This window comes from Pantoea sp. BRR-3P (assembly GCF_039621635.1).
Classification (GTDB): domain Bacteria; phylum Pseudomonadota; class Gammaproteobacteria; order Enterobacterales; family Enterobacteriaceae; genus Pantoea; species Pantoea floridensis.
Window position 1 is genome coordinate 2,580,629 of record NZ_CP155066.1, and the last position, 16,931, is coordinate 2,597,559.

11 protein-coding genes are annotated in these 16,931 nt (G+C 49.9%); 4 read left to right on the plus strand and 7 right to left on the minus strand.

All coding sequences use genetic code 11. The annotated features are described in order from the left end of the window. Position 1 precedes the first annotated feature (1 nt). On the minus strand, positions 2–1,087 hold the full coding sequence (gene serC, locus AAGR08_RS12025; RefSeq protein ID WP_345826971.1) for a 3-phosphoserine/phosphohydroxythreonine transaminase: 1,086 nt from the start codon (positions 1,085–1,087) through the stop codon (positions 2–4). 311 nt (positions 1,088–1,398) lie between these two features. Here serC and ycaO point away from each other — a divergent pair, with 311 nt between their 5' ends. From ycaO to pflA, 4 genes are all read left to right on the plus strand, one after another. Continuing rightward, entirely contained in the window at positions 1,399–3,162 is a 1,764-nt protein-coding gene (ycaO, locus tag AAGR08_RS12030) for a 30S ribosomal protein S12 methylthiotransferase accessory factor YcaO (protein ID WP_345826972.1), read from the plus strand. A gap of 357 nt (positions 3,163–3,519) precedes the next feature. Next, the gene (gene focA, locus AAGR08_RS12035; RefSeq protein WP_345826973.1) at positions 3,520–4,380 is read left to right on the plus strand and encodes a formate transporter FocA; all 861 of its coding nucleotides are present in this window, start codon (positions 3,520–3,522) and stop codon (positions 4,378–4,380) included. 68 nt (positions 4,381–4,448) lie between these two features. Further along, a complete protein-coding gene (gene pflB / locus AAGR08_RS12040) occupies positions 4,449–6,731 on the plus strand; it encodes a formate C-acetyltransferase (RefSeq protein ID WP_097094372.1) in 2,283 nt (760 codons plus the stop codon). A gap of 161 nt (positions 6,732–6,892) precedes the next feature. Then, positions 6,893–7,633, plus strand: a complete 741-nt coding sequence (pflA, locus tag AAGR08_RS12045) for a pyruvate formate lyase 1-activating protein (protein ID WP_097094373.1) — start codon at positions 6,893–6,895, stop codon at positions 7,631–7,633. Positions 7,634–7,687: 54 nt separating this feature from the next. Here pflA and AAGR08_RS12050 read toward each other — a convergent pair whose 3' ends face one another. The 6 genes from AAGR08_RS12050 to lrp all read right to left on the minus strand — a co-directional run bounded on the left by AAGR08_RS12050 (position 7,688) and on the right by lrp (position 16,684). Continuing rightward, entirely contained in the window at positions 7,688–8,839 is a 1,152-nt protein-coding gene (locus AAGR08_RS12050) for an MFS transporter (protein ID WP_345826974.1), read from the minus strand. A gap of 314 nt (positions 8,840–9,153) precedes the next feature. Further along, positions 9,154–10,446: a serine--tRNA ligase gene (gene serS / locus AAGR08_RS12055; RefSeq protein ID WP_097094375.1), complete on the minus strand. Its 1,293-nt coding sequence runs from the start codon at positions 10,444–10,446 to the stop codon at positions 9,154–9,156. A gap of 97 nt (positions 10,447–10,543) precedes the next feature. Beyond that, the gene (locus tag AAGR08_RS12060) at positions 10,544–11,890 is read right to left on the minus strand and encodes a replication-associated recombination protein A (protein ID WP_345826975.1); all 1,347 of its coding nucleotides are present in this window, start codon (positions 11,888–11,890) and stop codon (positions 10,544–10,546) included. A gap of 7 nt (positions 11,891–11,897) precedes the next feature. After that, entirely contained in the window at positions 11,898–12,509 is a 612-nt protein-coding gene (gene lolA / locus AAGR08_RS12065) for an outer membrane lipoprotein chaperone LolA (RefSeq protein ID WP_097094376.1), read from the minus strand. Between the two features lie 174 nt (positions 12,510–12,683). Beyond that, positions 12,684–16,070 carry a DNA translocase FtsK 4TM domain-containing protein gene (locus AAGR08_RS12070; RefSeq protein WP_345826976.1) on the minus strand — a complete coding sequence of 1,129 codons (3,387 nt, stop codon included), beginning with the start codon at positions 16,068–16,070 and terminating at the stop codon, positions 12,684–12,686. A gap of 119 nt (positions 16,071–16,189) precedes the next feature. Next, on the minus strand, positions 16,190–16,684 hold the full coding sequence (gene lrp, locus AAGR08_RS12075; protein WP_006118610.1) for a leucine-responsive transcriptional regulator Lrp: 495 nt from the start codon (positions 16,682–16,684) through the stop codon (positions 16,190–16,192). Between the last annotated feature and the right edge of the window lie 247 nt (positions 16,685–16,931).

Consider the following 16,931-nt stretch of genomic DNA (forward strand, 5'->3'; position numbering starts at 1 on the left):
ATTAACCGTGGCGACGTTCGAAGTCGACCATAAATTCAGTCAGTGTTTTAACGCCTTCCAACGGCATCGCATTGTAGATCGATGCACGCATACCGCCAACCACGCGATGGCCTTTCAACGCGTGCAGACCGGCGTTGAGAGACTCCTCAAGAAACACTTTATCCAGAGCCGAATCCGCAAGCTGGAATGGCACGTTCATACGCGAGCGGTTTTCGGTTGCGACATCGTTGCGATAAAACGTACTGTTATCAATCACGCCATATAAAAGATCGGCTTTAGATTGATTCAGCTTGTCCATCTCAGCAACACCGCCCTTCTCTTTCAGCCATTTAAATACCAGCCCAGAGAGATACCACGCAAAAGTCGGCGGGGTATTAAACATTGATTCGTTTTCAGCTAGTACTTTGTAATCAAGAATTGAGGGCACATAACGCTGTGCTTTACCTAGCAGATCCTCACGCACAACGACTAGCGTCAAACCCGCCGGACCGATATTTTTTTGCGCACCGGCATAGATAACGCCGTAGCGGCTGATATCAATTGGACGCGATAAAATAGTTGAAGAGAGATCCGCAACCACAACTTTATCGCCAAAATCGGGTTCTTCATCAATAGCAATACCATCAATGGTTTCGTTCGGGCAGAAATGAACATAAGCCGCATCATCGTTCAACTGCCATTCGCGCATAGGCAACAGAGCGCGTTTACCGTTACGCGTGGTTTTTACATCAATAGTATTGGGTACGCAGAATTTTTCGGCTTCTTTGATGGCACTATGAGCCCAGTAACCGCCGTCGATGTAATCCGCAGTTTTGGCGTCACCCAGTAAGTTTCCTGGGATCGCCGCGAACTGCGCACGCGCACCGCCGTGGCAGAACAAAACTTTGTAGTTGGCTGGGATCTTTAGCAGATCGCGAAAATCTTGTTCGGCCGCTTCCGCGACAGCAATAAACTCTTTACTGCGGTGACTTATTTCCATCACCGAGGTGCCTAATCCATGCCAGTTTGTCAGTTCTTGTTCTGCGCGACGGAGCACTTCCACCGGCAGCATAGCCGGACCGGAGCTAAAATTATAAACCTGCGTCATTTCCCCTCACCACTGTCATATCGAACGGTTATGAATACTTCCCCGGTTTTATCATTGCCTCCGAATGGCTGCAATCATTAATCCGGCAGCGATCACATTTCCAGAGCCGGCTCCACCGCAGCTTATGTCATAAATGCATTAAGCTTTGGAATTTTGTGAGGCGGCTTCCTGAAGTCAAAATCAGAAGGGCAGATGGCGTATACGCCATCATCATGCCGAGATAAATTTGGCGGACTGAATAGCGAAGCATGCGTAAAACCCGTATTATTGCGCGCTTTACGCCCACCCCATTGACTTGAGAGAGCGCCATCATGACGCAAACGTTTATCCCCGGTAAAGACGCCGCATTGGAAGATTCCATTGCCCGCTTTCAGCAGAAACTGCAAGACCTGGGTTTCAACATTGAAGAAGCTTCCTGGCTGAACCCGGTACCACACGTCTGGTCAGTGCACATTCGCGATCGCGATTGCCCGCTGTGCTTTACGAACGGCAAAGGTGCCAGCAAAAAAGCGGCACTGGCTTCAGCGCTGGGCGAATATTTTGAGCGCCTCTCAACTAACTATTTCTTCGCGGATTTTTGGTTGGGTAAATCTATTGCGAACGGTGACTTCGTTCACTATCCAAATGAAAAATGGTTCCCGCTCACGCAAGATGACAGCTTGCCGGAAGGCATTCTGGATGCGCGTCTGCGCAAGTTCTACGATCCTGAAGAGAGTCTGGGTGCATCAGAACTGATTGATCTGCAATCGGGCAACAACGAGCGCGGTATTTGCGGCCTGCCTTTTACCCGCCAATCAGATCAGCAAACCGTTTATATTCCGATGAACATCATCGGTAATCTGTACGTTTCGAATGGTATGTCTGCGGGTAACACCGCCAATGAAGCGCGCGTGCAAGGGCTGTCTGAAGTGTTTGAGCGCCATATCAAGAATCGTATTATCGCAGAATCCATTAGTCTGCCAGAGATTCCTGAAGCGGTGATGCAACGCTATCCGGGCGTGATTGAAGCGATAGAACGTCTTGAAGCTGAAGGTTTCCCCATCTTCTCCTATGACGCTTCGTTGGGTGGCAAATATCCGGTTATTTGCGTTGTGCTATTTAATCCCAAAAACGGCACCTGCTTCGCCTCGTTCGGTGCACATCCAGACTTCGGCGTTGCGCTGGAGCGTACCGTAACTGAACTATTGCAGGGTCGTGGTCTGAAAGATCTCGATGTCTTTACGCCACCTACTTTTGATGATGAAGAAGTTGCAGAGCACGCGAATCTCGAAACGCATTTCATCGATTCCAGCGGCCTGATTTCCTGGGATCTGTTTAAAGACGATGCGGATTATCCCTTTGTCGACTGGAGCTTTGCGGGTACAACTCAGGAAGAGTTCGATACACTAATGGCAATCTTCCGTGCGGAAGATAAAGAAGTGTATATCGCTGATTACGAGCATTTGAGCGTTTACGCCTGTCGCATCATCGTGCCTGGCATGTCCGATATCTATCCTGCTGAGGATCTTTTATTAGCTAATAACAGCATGGGCGCATCGCTGCGTGAGACCTTGCTCGCATTACCAGAAAGCCAATGGGAACCTGAAGCCTACCTCGAGCTTATCGAGCAGTTGGATGAAGAAGGTCACGATGATTTTACCCGCGTGCGCGAGTTATTAGGTCTGGCATCGGGCAAAGACAATGGCTGGTACACACTGCGTATTGGTGAGTTAAAAGCGATGCTGGCTCTGGCCGGTGGTGATTTGGACCAGGCGTTGATTTGGACTGAATGGACAATGGAATTCAATCAGTCGATCTTCAGCGAAGAGCGCGCTAACTATTACCGTTGCCTGCAAACTCTGCTGCTGCTGGCGATGGAAGAAGAACGCGATCCGCTTCAATATCATCGCGCCTTTATTCGTATGTATGGCGAATCAGCTGTTGATGCGGCTTCCGCGGCAATCAGCGGCGAAGCACCATTCTATGGATTGCAAGCTGTAGACCTGGATTTGAAAGCGTTCCCTGCGCATCAATCACTGTTAGCAGCTTATGAAAAACTGCAGGCCGCTAAGCGTCGTTATTGGTCACAAAAATAATCATCATTATTTAATTTTTAAACATGCTGATTAGCTCAAACGTAAATGGCACTGAAAGAAATCAGTGCCATTTTTATATAATGCAAATTCAGCAGCCGTTTTGTCGAAAAATAAATAACAATTGAGCTTTATTTATTAATGTAATTTAACAATTCACAGTAAGAAATAGATAGTCATTCAACTTATTTCGCATAAATTAAAAATTATTTATTCATTTATATTCAGGTGCTTAACTAAAAATTTCACTCCAAAACGTTTCGCTTACTACCTACCCTTCTGGCAAATATGATCCATGTCAATTTCTGACCTATACTCCTTTGTTAGTATCTTTACAGGCAATTTTTGGAGAGCGTTAGTGTGAAAGCTGACAACCCTTTTAATTCATTATTACCGGCAGCCATGGCGAAAGTTGCAGAAGAGGCCGGCATTTATAAAGCAACAAAACACCCTTTAACCACTTTCTTCCTGGCCATCACTGCTGGCGTATTTATTTCAATTGCTTTTGTTTTCTACATCACTGCGACAACCGGTAGTGGAGCGATACCCTATGGTGTAGCCAAGCTCATCGGCGGTGTGTGTTTTTCATTAGGTTTAATGTTGGTCGTTGTATGCGGTGCGGATCTCTTCACCTCGACCGTACTGATCGTGGTGGCTAAAGCTAGCGGACGTATTACCTGGCTGCAACTGGGTCGACATTGGTTAAACGTCTATGTCGGCAACCTGTTTGGCGCGTTGTTCTTCGTGGCACTAATTTGGTTCGCTGGTGAACACATGGTGGCGAATGGAGCCTGGGGCTTAAATGTTCTGCAAACGGCCGACCATAAAATGCATCACACCTTTATTGAAGCTGTCTGTCTTGGTACGCTGGCTAACCTATTGGTTTGTCTGGCTGTCTGGATGAGTTATTCCGGCCGCAGCTTAATGGATAAGATGTTCGCGATGATCTTACCCGTCGCGATGTTTGTTGCTTCTGGCTTCGAACACAGTATCGCCAACATGTTCCTGATTCCGATGGCCATTGTTATTCGTGATTTTGCCAGCCCTGAGTTCTGGCAAATGGCCGGGGCAAGTGCAGCACAATTTCCAGCACTCAGTATTAGCGATTTTATTCTTAACAACCTCATTCCAGTGACCATCGGCAACATTATTGGCGGAGGATTGCTCGTCGGTTTGACCTACTGGGTAATTTATCTGCGCGGCAATGAGTCGGTGCATTAATTAATTGATACGGGCGTGCTGAGTTAGCGCGCCATCGTCAAAGTCTCCCTAAATAAGGCAGGTATATCATGTCCGAACTGAATGAAAAAATGGCGTCAGCCTGGGAAGGATTTAGCGCCGGCGAATGGCAGAATAGTGTCAACGTCCGTGATTTTATCCAGAAAAACTATACACCGTATGAAGGCGATGAGTCCTTCCTGGCCGGTGCGACTCCGGCAACCACTAAATTGTGGGATAGCGTGCTTGAAGGCATCAAAATTGAGAACCGCACCCATGCTCCGGTTGATTTTGATACCGACCTGGCATCAACCATTACTTCTCACGACGCCGGTTACATTAACAAATCGCTGGAAAAAATCGTCGGTCTGCAAACTGAAGCGCCTCTTAAACGTGCCATCATACCGTTTGGCGGCATCAAAATGGTTGAAGGTTCTTGTAAGGTTTATGGCCGCGAGCTGGACCCAGCGCTGAAAAAAGTCTTTACAGATTATCGTAAAACCCATAACCAGGGTGTTTTCGATGTTTATACTCCAGATATCATGCGCTGCCGTAAATCAGGTGTATTGACCGGCTTGCCAGATGCTTATGGCCGTGGCCGTATCATTGGTGACTATCGTCGCGTTGCGCTGTACGGCATCGACTACCTGATGAAAGATAAGGTAGCGCAGTTCAATTCACTGCAAAGTGACATGGAGAATGGCGTTAATCTGGAAGCCACCATCCGTTTGCGTGAAGAGATCTCTGAACAGCATCGTGCGCTGGGCCAGATTAAAGAGATGGCGGCAAAATATGGTTCGGATATCTCTCTGCCAGCCACGAACGCACAAGAAGCAGTACAGTGGACCTATTACGGCTACCTGGCGGCAGTGAAATCGCAGAACGGTGCGGCAATGTCCTTTGGTCGCGTATCCACTTTCCTTGATGTTTACATCGATCGCGATATTCAAGCAGGTAAGCTCACCGAAGAAGCTGCACAGGAACTGATTGACCATCTGGTGATGAAACTGCGTATGGTGCGTTTCCTGCGTACCCCTGAATACGATGAGCTGTTCTCAGGTGACCCAATCTGGGCGACAGAATCGCTGGCAGGCATGGGCGTAGATGGCCGTACGCTGGTCACCAAAAGTACCTTCCGTTTCCTGAACACGCTGTACACTATGGGTCCATCTCCGGAACCTAACATGACCATTCTGTGGTCAGAAAAACTGCCGGTTAACTTTAAAAAATACGCAGCAAAAGTCTCCATCGATACCTCTTCATTGCAGTATGAAAATGATGACCTGATGCGTCCTGATTTTGATAACGATGACTATGCTATCGCCTGCTGTGTGAGCCCGATGATTGTCGGCAAACAGATGCAATTCTTCGGTGCGCGTGCCAACCTGGCAAAAACACTGCTGTACGCAATCAACGGCGGTGTGGATGAGAAACTGAAAATGCAGGTTGGCCCGAAAGAAGCGCCAATCACTGACGAAGTGCTCGATTACGATACCGTAATGGCTCGCCTGGATCATTTCATGGATTGGCTGGCGAAACAGTACGTCACTTCCCTGAACATCATTCACTACATGCACGATAAGTACAGCTATGAAGCTTCACTCATGGCGCTGCATGACCGCGACGTCTATCGCACCATGGCCTGTGGTATCGCTGGCCTATCGGTTGCGGCTGATTCCCTGTCTGCAATTAAGTATGCCAAAGTTAAAACCATCCGTGATGCTGATGGCTTAGCGGTAGACTTCGAAATTGAAGGCGAATATCCGCAGTTCGGTAACAATGACTCGCGTGTTGATGACATGGCTTGCGATCTGGTTGAGCGTTTCATGAAGAAAATTCAGAAACTGCAAACCTACCGTAACGCGGTTCCAACCCAGTCGGTACTGACCATTACTTCTAACGTGGTTTACGGCAAGAAAACCGGTAATACCCCAGATGGCCGCCGTGCTGGTGCGCCATTCGGACCAGGTGCTAACCCAATGCATGGTCGTGACCAGAAAGGTGCCGTTGCATCACTGACTTCAGTCGCGAAACTGCCGTTCGCTTACGCTAAAGACGGTATCTCTTATACCTTCTCCATCGTGCCAAATGCGCTGGGTAAAGATGATAACGTGCGTAAAACCAACCTTGCTGGCCTGATGGATGGTTATTTCCATCACGAAGCCAACATTGAGGGCGGCCAGCACCTTAACGTCAACGTGATGAACCGTGAGATGTTGCTGGATGCAATGGAACATCCTGAGAACTATCCTCAGTTAACCATCCGTGTATCTGGTTACGCTGTTCGCTTCAACTCGCTCACTAAAGAGCAGCAGAAAGATGTAATTACTCGTACTTTCACTCAGTCGTTGTAATCGCTTTTCGCTAAGATTAAAGGCTCCTGCGGGGGCCTTTTCTTCACAAGTCTGTTTTGCCAGCTTGCTTGTTCCGGCAATCTGGCAAAATCGACTTTCACTTTAAGCACAACAAAGATTGTGCTGCCTGATACTCAGGCTTACCTGGAGAATACATCGCAATGTCAACCATCGGTCGTATCCACTCTTTTGAATCCTGCGGTACCGTTGACGGCCCAGGCATACGGTTTATCACCTTTTTCCAGGGCTGTCTGATGCGCTGCCTTTACTGCCATAATCGCGATACCTGGGATACGCATGGCGGTAAGGAAATCACCGTTGATGAGTTGATGAAGGATGTCCTCTCCTATCGTCACTTTATGAATGCATCAGGCGGTGGCGTTACGGCATCAGGTGGTGAGGCGATTTTACAAGCCGAATTTGTACGAGACTGGTTTCGCGCCTGCCAGGCAGAAGGGATCCATACTTGCCTGGACACGAATGGCTTTGTTCGCCGTTACGACCCGGTAATTGATGAACTTCTGGAAGCCACTGATTTAGTGATGCTCGACCTGAAACAGATTAACGATGATGTGCATCAGATTCTGGTCGGTGTTTCCAATCATCGCACGCTGGATTTTGCACGTTATTTGCAGAAGAAGGGTAAGCGCACCTGGATTCGTTTTGTCGTCGTACCCGGTTACTCCGATGATGATGATTCTGTTCACCGTCTGGGCGAGTTCACCAAAGATATGGATAACATCGAAAAGATTGAACTCCTTCCCTACCACGAATTAGGCAAACACAAATGGATTGCCATGGGTGAAGAGTACAAGTTAGACGGCGTTAAGCCGCCGAGCAAAGAAACTATGGAGCGAGTAAAGAATATTCTCGCCAGCTACGGTCACGAAGTGATGTACTAAACGTAAAATAAAAGGGGAGCCACATTGGCTCCCCTTTTTAATATGTTGATTACGTTACGCATGGGCAACGGGCGTTGCCTGATGATCGGCCTTACGCAACAGCATAACCAAATAAACCAGCGCGACAGCAGCAATCATCACAAACAGTAGACGATCAGAGTAATTCTGCATCAGTAGCGCGGTCATCCCGGGTCCCACTAAGCTTCCTACGGTATAGCTGAAGAGTAAGGCCTGATTCATCGCCACCAGCTCATGGTGGGCCACAGTTTCACATGCCCATGACATCGCCACCGGATAGAGCGTAAAACCAGCAAGACCGAGTACGAACAGCGCTGGTGCCATCGCGGCACCGCTAAGCATGGCGATAGCCCCCAAAATGACCACAAAAACCTGCACGCGCAGTACCATCAGACGTCCGAAACGGTCGGCAAGACGTCCAACCGGCCATTGGCCAATAATGCCTGAGCTGACTAGCAGCGCCATCCAATAACCGACGGTAGCATCGCTCATGCCCTGATGAGACAGATAAAGTGGCATCAGGCCATATAAAGAACCCAGAACGATACCGGAAATGATGCAGCCATTAATTCCTAAACGAGAACTGCGACGGCGCAGCATAATCCAGATGCGCCCAGTTGATGCCTCTTCGGTTGCCGCAGTGACAGTAACCTGTACAAAAACCACCGGTAATACAGCACAGATAATCAGAGCAGTAACCCACGGAATAACATGCAGCAGCTCTGTAGAGACACGGCTGACCAGCAACTGGCCAGCGACAGTCCCCAGATAGTAGATGATCATGTAAGCAGCGAGCAGTTGGCCCCGATTACGTACGGTACCGCTGCACAACAAAGCACTTTCCACGACAACCCAAATCAATGCACAACCTACACCTGCGGTGAAACGCAGCATCGTCCAGCTGTAGAACCCATCAAGCAGTACCATACCCATGGTCGCCAAGGCAAACAGAACACTGGCCAGATAGAAGCAGCGATTAAAACCATAACGATTGATCAACCAGCCAGCCAACAGAGTGCCCAGCAAATTACCGGTGTAATACGATGAGCTCGCCATACCGACTTGCCAGGTTGGCAGCAGATCGTGAGTAAGCCATAGCGGTACCAGCGTATTGAGCACAGCGATAGACACCGTCATAAGCATTAAGCCACAGAGCAGCAAAACGACGGGGCGCGACCAGGTTGACATAGGGAGTAAAACCAAAAGAGATGAAGATAATTGCGCGCAGTTTGCCATCCGCTAATGTAAAGTCAACGTGCAAAAAATAGTCGCAGCACGATTTGCTGCGGAACAATTTATTTTTCTTATCTTCAGCAGGTTAGAAGAGATAAGAACGGTCTTGAGTGGATATCTATCTACTTGAATTTAGTGTTTTTAGCCATTGGCATGCAAATAATGTCGATAACGTTTATTTGTGATTAATTTCGACTAAAAAATAATTATTTTACCGCTTAAGTTATAAAAAAACCCGGCATTGCCGGGTTTGTATATCAGAGTGTTAATTAGCCTACAAATTCCAGGCCACCCATGTAGGGGCGCAACACTTCAGGTACCTCAATACGGCCATCAGCTTGCTGATAATTTTCCAGCACCGCAACCAAGGTACGGCCAACCGCTAAGCCTGAACCGTTAAGGGTATGCAACAAACGTGGCTTTTTGTCGGTTTTACTGCGGCAGCGCGCCTGCATACGGCGCGCCTGGAAATCACCCATGTTGGAACATGATGAGATTTCGCGATAGGTATCCTGCGCAGGTAACCACACTTCCAGGTCGTATGTTTTGGCTGAACCAAAGCCCATATCACCCGTACATAGCAACACTTTGCGGTAAGGTAGATTCAGCAGCTGCAGCACTTTCTCTGCATGGCCGACTAGCTCTTCGAGTGCATCCATTGAGGTTTCAGGCGCAACAATCTGCACCATCTCAACTTTGTCGAACTGGTGCATACGAATTAAACCACGCGTATCGCGTCCGTATGAGCCCGCTTCTGAACGGAAGCATGGCGTGTGCGCGGTGAGTTTAATTGGCAGCGCTTCTTCCTCAACAATCTCATCACGCACCAGATTAGTCAGTGGCACTTCCGCCGTTGGGATCAGAGCATAATTACTGCTTCCCGCTTCTTCACCCAAAGGTTTGGTATGGAACAGGTCTTCACCAAACTTGGGCAACTGCCCGGTACCAAATAACGTTTCCTGATTCACCAGATACGGAACATAGGTTTCGAGATAACCGTGCTGCTGCGTATGAAGATCCAGCATAAATTGGCTCAGCGCACGATGCAGACGCGCGATTTGCCCTTGCATCACAATGAAACGTGAGCCGGTCAGTTTTACCGCTGCGGCAAAATCCAGGCCTTTGGCGGCCTCACCCAGCTCGACGTGATCTTTTACCGGGAAATCAAACTGACGCGGCTGTCCCCAACGGCTGATTTCCTGATTCTCACTGTCATCTTTACCCAGTGGAACTTCATCAACCGGCAAATTTGGCAACGCGAGAGCAAAATCACGAATTTCATTCTGCAGGACATCCAGTTCTGCTTTAGCCGCATCCAGGCGTTCGCCCAGTGCGTTCACTTCCTGACGCAGCGGCTCGATATCTTCCCCACGTGCTTTGGCCTGACCGATGGATTTGGATCGGGAGTTACGCTCAGCCTGTAGATTTTCAGTTTCTACCTGCAAGACTTTACGACGCTCTTCGAGCGAACGTAACGTTTCCACATCCAGTTTGAATCCTCGGCGTGCCAGTTTTTCTGCGACTGCGTCTGGCTCATTACGCAGCAGGTTGGGATCGAGCATGCTAATCCTGTGTAATAAAAGGTTGATTGAATGAAAGGCGGGACGCATCCCTATGGAATGCAATGAAATCCTTGCTCACCTTACCGTAAGGTGTTTATCAGCGGTAGCGTTTTATCGGGCTATTTTGATCCTGCTCAGCGAGCCAGGCGAGTTTTTCACCAATTTTTCCTTCAAGCCCGCGATTGGTAGGTTGGTAATATCGCGTCTTAGCCATTTCAGGTGGAAAATAGACTTCCCCGGCCGCATAGGCGTTGGTTTCATCATGTGCGTAGCGATACTCTTTGCCCAGTCCCATCTCTTTCATCAACTTGGTTGGAGCATTGCGTAAATGTTCCGGCACATCATAATCTGGAAATTCGCGCGCATCACGCATCGCTGCTTTGAAAGCGGTGTAAACGGCATTACTTTTGGGGGCGCTGGCGAGGTAAACAATAGCTTGTGCAATAGCTCGCTCGCCTTCAGCAGGACCAACGCGAGTGAAGCAATCCCAGGCAGCAAGCGCAACCTGCATGCCTCGTGGATCGGCGTTGCCGACATCTTCCGAAGCGATAGCCAGCAAACGACGTGCGACATACAGAGGATCGCCACCTGCAGTGATGATACGGGCATACCAATAAAGCGCAGCATCCGGTGCAGAGCCACGAACAGATTTATGCAAGGCGGAAATCAAATCGTAGAAACGGTCGCCTTTATTATCAAAGCGCGCCGCCCTTTCACCTGATACTTCATTGAGCAGTTGTGGCGTTAGTTCACGCTGGCCTTGCGCATTGTTCTCTGCCATATCCGCCATCATTTCCAGCGTGTTCAACGCACGCCGTGCATCACCGTTCACCAGCTCGGCAATCATGCGACGCGTATTATCCGGTAGCAGAATATCGCTCTTACCGTAACCGCGATCGTCATCTTGCATGGCTTGCAGCAAAACCTGCTCAATGTCGGCCGTGGTAAGAGATTTGAGTAAATATACGCGCGCACGCGAAAGCAGCGCCGAGTTCAGCTCAAATGAGGGGTTTTCTGTCGTGGCACCAATAAAGGTTATCGTGCCGTCTTCGATGTGTGGAAGGAAAGCATCCTGCTGGCTTTTATTGAAGCGATGCACTTCATCGACAAACAGAATAGTACGCCGTCCCACCTGTCGATTTTGACGTGCTCGCTCAATGGCTTCACGTATCTCTTTGACACCAGAGGTCACGGCAGAGATGCGCTCCACATCGGCTTTGCCATAATGACCAATAATTTCTGCGAGCGTTGTTTTACCTGTCCCTGGTGGTCCCCATAAAATCATTGAATGCAGATGTCCTGCCTCAATGGCGCGCGGCAGTGGTTTGCCAGGCGCCAGCAGATGCTGCTGCCCAATATATTGTTGCAACGTAGCCGGCCGCATGCGTGCGGCCAGCGGTTGAAACTCATTTGATGGGGCAAAATCCAGAGACAGATTACTCACCATTACCTCATTGTCGTTGATCGTCCACCGTTACTCCTTTTGGCGGAGTAAAGGTGAATTTATCCGGGCTAATTGCGCCATTATTCTGACTTTTTAGCTGATAATCGCTGTGCTGACCATCTTGCTCAACAGCACTGAACTTATTGATTGTGCCGGAGGAGGTAACATTGATAGTGAACTGCTTAAGATTGCCGTCACTACTTTTTGGAGTCAGCTCGAAGTTATCGCCTTTCTGCGAGATATTGTATTGCTTCCAGTCACTTGGCTGATTACGAGCAATAAGCATAAACGGGGTATTACTCGCGGCATTTTGCAGCAGGCTGACACTCGCTTGCTCAACGAATGGATTATAGAACCACAGGTTCTTACCATCAGAAATAATTACGCTTTCGTCTGGCGCAGTCATGTGCCAGTTAAACAGACTCGGGCGTTTGACCCAAAGTTCGCCTTCACCGTCCTGCACATTCGCACCGCTGCCATCAGTCACTTTCTGACTAAAGCTGGCGTGGAAGCTGTTCACTTTATTCAGACGCTGTTGTAAATCGCTAGACGCATCCGCCAAAGCTGAAGCGGAAACAAAACTGGCCAATAGGCCGCAGGCAATAACGCGTAATTTCATCTGATTCGATTCCTTATTCATTGTTTCCCGACACTTACAATATTAAACGTAGTTGCCGCCTTGTCTCTTCGACAGGAGAAAAAGCCGAAAGCTCCCGAAAATATGGGGATCGACCAACAGATAAACAATGGGCCAGCATTAACTGGCCCATGAGCAAACAACTGTATGCAGAAATTACATCTCGTGTGGCGGCGGCGAAAGCACTTCGCGGTTACCATTGTGTCCTGGTTCAGAAACAATGCCTTGCGCTTCCATCTGCTCGATGATGCGCGCTGCACGGTTATAACCAATGCGGAATTGGCGCTGAACTCCGGAGATTGATGCACGCCGTTTTTCCACCACGAAAGAGACGGCCTGGTCGAACAGCGGATCTAACTCTTCATCGCCCATCATCCCACCCGCAGCGCCCTCGCTCTCTTCACCGGCGGTGATACTCTCGATGTACTGCGGACGACCACGTGCTTTCCAGTCCTGAACCACTGCATGCACTTCCTGATCGCGTACAAACGCACCGTGCACACGCACAGGCATGGAGGAGTTAGGCGGCATGTAGAGCATGTCACCCATCCCCAACAGTGATTCCGCGCCACCCTGATCAAGAATGGTGCGTGAATCAATCTTACTGGAAACTGTAAAGGCAATACGTGTTGGAATGTTGGCTTTGATCAGACCGGTGATGACGTCAACTGAAGGACGCTGCGTCGCCAGCACCAGGTGAATACCCGCCGCACGCGCTTTCTGTGCCAGACGAGCAATCAACTCCTCGACTTTCTTACCCACGGCCATCATCAGATCGGCAAATTCATCGACCAACACCACAATGTACGGCAGTTTTTCCAGTACCGGTGGCGTGGTATCCATACTATCGCCCGGCTTCCAGAATGGATCGGGGATTGGTCGGCCCATCGCTGCAGCTTGCTCAATCTTTTCGTTGTAACCCGCAAGGTTACGCACGCCCAATGCTGACATCAGCTTATAGCGACGCTCCATCTCACCTACACTCCAGCGCAGCGCATTCGCCGCATCTTTCATATCGGTAACGACTTCGGTCAGCAGATGCGGAATGCCTTCATAGACTGACAACTCCAGCATTTTGGGGTCGATCATGATAAAGCGCACCTCTTCCGGGGTAGCTTTATACAACATACTGATGATCATGGTGTTAACGCCCACTGATTTACCGGAACCGGTAGTACCAGCAACCAGTAAGTGAGGCATTTTCGCCAAATCAGCCACGACCGGCTGGCCAGCGATGTCTTTACCCAACACCACCGCAAGCGGAGAAGGATTTTCACGGAACTTAGGGCAATCCAGCACTTCGCGCAGATAAACGGTTTGACGATGTTTATTAGGTAACTCAAGCCCAACGTAAGGTTTACCGGGGATCACTTCCACTACGCGTACTGCGACGGCAGAGAGTGAGCGGGCCAGGTCTCGCGACAGATTTGAGATGCGTGAAGCCTTAACGCCCGGCGCCAAATCGAGTTCGAAACGGGTAATAACTGGGCCCGGTGAAATACCAACGACTTCGGCCTTCACACGATAATCGGCCAGTCGCGCTTCAACCAAACGCGCCGTTTGCTCGAGCGCAAACATATCAACGGGTTCTTCCTCTGATGGCGGCGGCGTGAGCAAATCCAATGTTGGCAGCGGCGTAGACGGTCTTTCCAGCGGCTGCTCATGGCGAACCAGGAACGGGTGGAACAAACTGTCCTGAACCGGCGCGGCAGGTTTTACGGGGGCCGCCGGCGCAGAATACGCTTCCTGCTCGGGCGAAGACCAGGGGCTGCTTTCTTCACTCAATGAAGGCATCGGTTTAGGTTGTGACGGCTCAGGTTGCTGCCAATGCGCTGGCTCTTCAGCCTCTGGAGCTGCAGAAAGCGTGAACAGCGGCTCGCTTGGGCTATCATCAACCAAATCTTTCATTGGTGAGAAATCAAAGGCAGAAGACGTATCCAGATTAAAGACTGGAGTCTCCTTTTCCGCAGGTTCGTTATAGCGTTGCTGCTGCTGATCGGCAAACTGACGAGCAAGTTGCGCTTGCTGCAACGCATCTTCATCTTCGGGCTCAGCCACATTCTGCCAGCTTTCACCATAACGATTCTGCTGCTGAGACTGGAAGGCCTCACGCAATTGCGCTTCCTGTAACGCAACATCATCCTCATGCGACGTCGCGCTATAGCTGGCCGTCACCTCAGGCTGCTGCTGTTCAGCTTCTTTTGCCTGCTCTTCCGCCATACGTTGTGAAGGCAGCTTAATACCATACGACGCCAATTCACGACGCGTTGGTAATTTGACTTTGTTCGGACGCGGCAATTCTGGGCCAATGCCCTGCTTCACTTGCGGGTTGTAATCACGCTCGGGCACGATATCAAATGCTGGCGAGTAGGCCGAAGTTGATGACGCCGTTTTTATCGCCCCCGCGGCCAATGATGCGGCAGCGGCGGTATTTAATGGCGCTGAAGACGGGGCTGCATCCTGCCAGTTTCCCATGCTTGGGCCTTCGTCATCCTCTGCAGGTGAAAAGGGTGAAGGCACCGGTTCATTTGGCACTTCGAAGCGATAACGCGGTGTCGAGGATTGCACGACCGGTTCCGGTGTCGCAGTAACGGGCTCGGGAGCAAAAGTCGACGCTGGCACGGGTTCAACAGAACGTGGTACAGGCGCAGGTTCTACGGACGCGCTGTTCCCTGGCTGCGCGGCTGCTGGCGCTTGTTGTGCGGCTTGCGTGGTGACAGCAATTGCAGCGGCAGTTGCGGCACTGGCTTTGGCCAGCAGCGGATCATCACCTAAAGCTTCTGTAACGGGTTCGCTAATTTTGCGGGGTTTCGCCAACAATACATCATCGTCTGCGCTTTCAAACTGAGCTGCAGGCAATGAAACCGGCACATCATCAGACTGCTCCTCGTCGTCATACTCCTCTTCCTGCCACGGTTCTTCATGTCGTGAGCGATTACTGGCAAACGTCAGAACGCCCATCACGACACCGCCGATTCTTTCAGCGATAGTCAGCCAGGACCAACCGGTATACAGCGTGATGCCTGCCGCCCATACACACAGCAGCGTCAGCGTGCCGCCCGCTGAACTAAACCAAGGTGCCATGGCATTGCTTACCAGGCTGCCAATAACGCCGCCTGAGGCAAAATACCAGATGTCATCGACGTTCAGCGCAGCAAGACCGCAAGTCGTCACGACTAATGCCAGCACACCAATCAGGCGCAGACCAACGGCAAAGTAGTCGATGTAATCCTGGCGGTCACGCTGACGGAAAGTGATCCAACAAAGACCAATAATGACCGGAGGAATGGCGTAGGCCATCACGCCGAAAATGAATAACAGCGTATCTGCCAGCCATGCGCCGACGCTGCCACCCAGATTATGGATGGGCTCGTGCCATGCGGTTTGTGACCAGCTTGGATCTGAAGGGTTAAAACTAACCAGCGACACCATCAAATAGATGGCGAACAAGGCCACAAGAATGAGCAACGCTTCCAGTAGACGACGTCCACTGCTCAGCGGTTGTAACGAAACATCTTTATCTTCTGTATATTCCTGGCTCAAGAGAACTCTCCAGGTGCCTGTAAATTAAGAAGGCAACAACGTCGGGCATGCCCGACGCTGGTCCTGTATGAATTCACAGGAGTGTACCGAAATCCTGCAAGCTTTGCACCTGCCCTGCACTACCGGGTTTTGATCACCAGACGATTGCTCTGTTTGACCTCTTCCATCACCACGTAGGTACGGGTGTCGTTTACGCCCGGCAGGCGTAGCAAGGTTTCGCCCAGCAGCTTACGATAGGCGGACATATCAGGTACGCGCGTTTTCAGCAGGTAGTCAAAGTCACCTGAAACCAGGTGACACTCTTGAGTTTCCTCAAGTTTTTGCACTGCGGCGTTAAATTGTTCAAACACATCAGGCGCGCCACGATTCAGAGTAATCTCAACGAATACCAGCAGTGAAGCGTCCAGATAATGTGGGTTGAGCTGAGCGGTGTAACCCAGAATGAAGCCCTGACGCTCCAGGCGACGCACGCGCTCAAGACAAGGTGTCGGCGATAATCCAACCCGTTTCGATAGCTCGACATTGGAAATACGACCGTCTTTCTGCAGCTCATTCAGAATATTTCTGTCGATACGATCTAAATCTTTTCCGGGGCGTTTCTTATTGTCTACCATTATTATTGTCTCTCTTAATTCCTTCCCTTTACCTGCCACACCCTGAAAACGCTCATTGTTCAGGGCCTTACTGAAGTGAAGACATTAAGCCTGTGCAGTGATGCATCCATCCGTATGACGCATGTTGTCTGTCCACACCATGCGTCATTACCAATGTCAGGCTGAGTTTATTCGGCTAAAAAGCCCAAAACAGAAAGGAAATTCTGTTTCGAATCGCTAAATATTCTCTGCTTCTCCCAATGTTTTC

What these genes read in the sequence shown, in the direction of transcription:
- serC (WP_345826971.1), bottom strand. Translation starts at nt 1,087, where the DNA reads ATGACGCAGGTTTATAATTTTAGCTCCGGTCCGGCTATGCTGCCGGTG.
- ycaO (WP_345826972.1), top strand. Translation starts at nt 1,399, where the DNA reads ATGACGCAAACGTTTATCCCCGGTAAAGACGCCGCATTGGAAGATTCC.
- pflB (WP_097094372.1), top strand. Translation starts at nt 4,449, where the DNA reads ATGTCCGAACTGAATGAAAAAATGGCGTCAGCCTGGGAAGGATTTAGC.
- pflA (WP_097094373.1), top strand. Translation starts at nt 6,893, where the DNA reads ATGTCAACCATCGGTCGTATCCACTCTTTTGAATCCTGCGGTACCGTT.
- AAGR08_RS12050 (WP_345826974.1), bottom strand. Translation starts at nt 8,839, where the DNA reads ATGTCAACCTGGTCGCGCCCCGTCGTTTTGCTGCTCTGTGGCTTAATG.
- serS (WP_097094375.1), bottom strand. Translation starts at nt 10,446, where the DNA reads ATGCTCGATCCCAACCTGCTGCGTAATGAGCCAGACGCAGTCGCAGAA.
- lolA (WP_097094376.1), bottom strand. Translation starts at nt 12,509, where the DNA reads ATGAAATTACGCGTTATTGCCTGCGGCCTATTGGCCAGTTTTGTTTCC.
- lrp (WP_006118610.1), bottom strand. Translation starts at nt 16,684, where the DNA reads ATGGTAGACAATAAGAAACGCCCCGGAAAAGATTTAGATCGTATCGAC.